The sequence below is a fragment of the Cognatazoarcus halotolerans genome (assembly GCF_009800965.1).
Classification (GTDB): domain Bacteria; phylum Pseudomonadota; class Gammaproteobacteria; order Burkholderiales; family Rhodocyclaceae; genus Cognatazoarcus; species Cognatazoarcus halotolerans.
In genome coordinates, this window is the sequence record NZ_WUAF01000044.1 from 1 (window position 1) to 2,104 (window position 2,104).

Consider the following 2,104-nt stretch of genomic DNA (forward strand, 5'->3'; position numbering starts at 1 on the left):
TGTCGCTGCCGGATGTAAATTGACACATGCTGCCGATTGAAAATTGATACACCAAGTAGGGAAGATCGGGGCTTTTTGGAGTCCCGTTGATCACAGACGAGGTGTATGTGGAAATCGAGGTCTTGAGGCGTCATGGGATGAGCCTTCGGCGCATCGCGCAGGAGGTAGGTTGTGCGGTCAATACGGTACGAGCCCACTTGGCGGCCCCCGGCTTGCCGCGCTATGAGCGCAAGGTGAAGCGGGCAAGTAAGTTGGCACCGTTCGAAGAATATTTGCGCGAGCGTCAGCGGGCGGCGCACCCGAACTGGATCCCTGCGACGGTGCTGATGCGCGAGATTGTGGCGCAGGGCTACGCGGGCGGATCGAGCCAGCTGCGCGCCTTCATGCGCACGCTTCGGCCGGCTGCGCCGATCGAGCCGGTGGTGCGTTTTGAGACGGCGCCCGGCCAGCAGATGCAGATCGACTGGGTGGAGTTTCGCAAGGGCAAGAATCCGCTGTACGCCTTTTGCGCGACGCTCGGGTACAGCCGGATGAGCCATGTCGAGTTCGTCACCGACATGAAGGTGAGCACGCTGATCGCCTGCCACGAGCACTGCTTTGCGGCCTTCGGCGGCGTCCCGCAACAAGGGCTGTATGACAACATGAAGACCGTGGTGCTCGAACGCGACGCCGGCGGCGAGGGCGAGCACCGCTACCACGCCGGCTTTCTCGACTACGCGCGCCACTGCGGCTTCGTGATCAAGCTGTGTCGGCCGTATCGGGCGCGCACCAAAGGCAAGGTCGAGCGCTTCAATGGCTATCTGCGGCGCTCGTTCTACGTGCCGCTGGCCGCACAGTTGAAACAGGTCGGACTGGCGCTCGATGCGGCCACCGCCAACGCCGCGGTTCGGCGCTGGCAGGACGAAGTGGCCAATGTGCGTGTACATGGCACCACCGGCGTGCCCCCGCTCGAGCGCATTGACGCGGAGCGCGCTGCACTGCAGAGCCTGCCCCCGCCGTGGCGCGGCGACATCACCGGCGCCCGGCCTCAGGCCCACGCGTGCGGACCGATCGAGCGCGAACGCCCGGTAGTGGTGCTCGAGCACATCGACAGCACCCAGCCGCAGCAGCATCCGTTGGCGGTCTACGATCAACTTCTGAGGGCACAGCAGCCGGGCCAGGAGGTGGTGCGATGAACCTCCAGTACGAGCGCATCCAGTCGCTGTGCGAGACGCTGAAGTTGCCCGTGCTCGCACAAAGTTATGCCCAGGCAGCACAGCACGCAGCCTCCGAGCAGACGCCGTACAGCGACTTCCTCGAAACGCTGCTCCAAAGCGAGGTGGCCGGTCGGCAAGCGCGCAAGCAGCGCATGCTCACGCGTCTGGCCGGGTTTCCGGCGATCAAGACGCTCGAAGAGTTCGACTACGGGTTCGCCGCCGGGCTCAAGCGCGCCCAGCTCGACGAACTGGCGAGCCTGACCTTTGTCGAGCGCACCGAGAACGTCGTGCTGGTGGGCCCCAGCGGTGTCGGCAAGACCCACATCGCCATCGCCCTGGGTTACCGCGCCGCCCAAGCCGGTATCAAGACCCGCTTCATTACCGCGGCCGATCTGTTGATGACGCTCTCGGTCGCGCACGCTCAGAACCAACTCAAGCGCGTGCTCCAGCGAGCGATCAACGGCTACCGCCTGCTGATCATTGACGAGATCGGCTACCTGCCGATGAGCCGCGAGCAGGCCAACCTGTTCTTCCAGGTGATCGCAGCGCGCTACGAGCGTGCCAGCCTGATCGTGACCAGCAACCTGCCGTTCGGCCAGTGGGACGGCACCTTCGCGCAGGACGCCACACTCACCGCGGCGCTGCTCGACCGGTTGCTGCACCACGCGCACATCGTGCCGATCTCCGGTCAGAGCTACCGGCTCAAGCACCAACGCAAGGCCGGCATGGTGCAAGCGCAGCCCAGGGTGGCCACACCCGGCTGATCGACGCGCTTTGCTCGCCCCTACGTTCGGGCCTTCGGCCCTCTCTCCAGGGCGAGCAAAGCGCATGACTATGACTTGGGGGTGTATCAGTTTTAAATCGGCAATATGGGCAAAAGCGTGTCAGTTTTAGATCGGCATTGACAA

2 protein-coding genes are annotated in these 2,104 nt (G+C 64.2%); both read left to right on the forward strand.

Annotated features, from left to right (window positions below):
* Positions 1–86: 86 nt before the first annotated feature.
* The gene (gene istA / locus GQB03_RS22565) at positions 87–1,175 is read left to right on the forward strand and encodes an IS21 family transposase (protein WP_159694047.1); all 1,089 of its coding nucleotides are present in this window, start codon (positions 87–89) and stop codon (positions 1,173–1,175) included.
* Complete coding sequence (gene istB / locus GQB03_RS22570; RefSeq protein WP_159694049.1) at positions 1,172–1,960, forward strand: IS21-like element helper ATPase IstB; 789 nt, start codon at positions 1,172–1,174, stop codon at positions 1,958–1,960. The genes istA and istB overlap by 4 nt, the downstream gene beginning before the upstream one ends.
* Positions 1,961–2,104 lie beyond the last annotated feature (144 nt).

What these genes read in the sequence shown, in the direction of transcription:
- istB (WP_159694049.1), top strand. Translation starts at nt 1,172, where the DNA reads ATGAACCTCCAGTACGAGCGCATCCAGTCGCTGTGCGAGACGCTGAAG.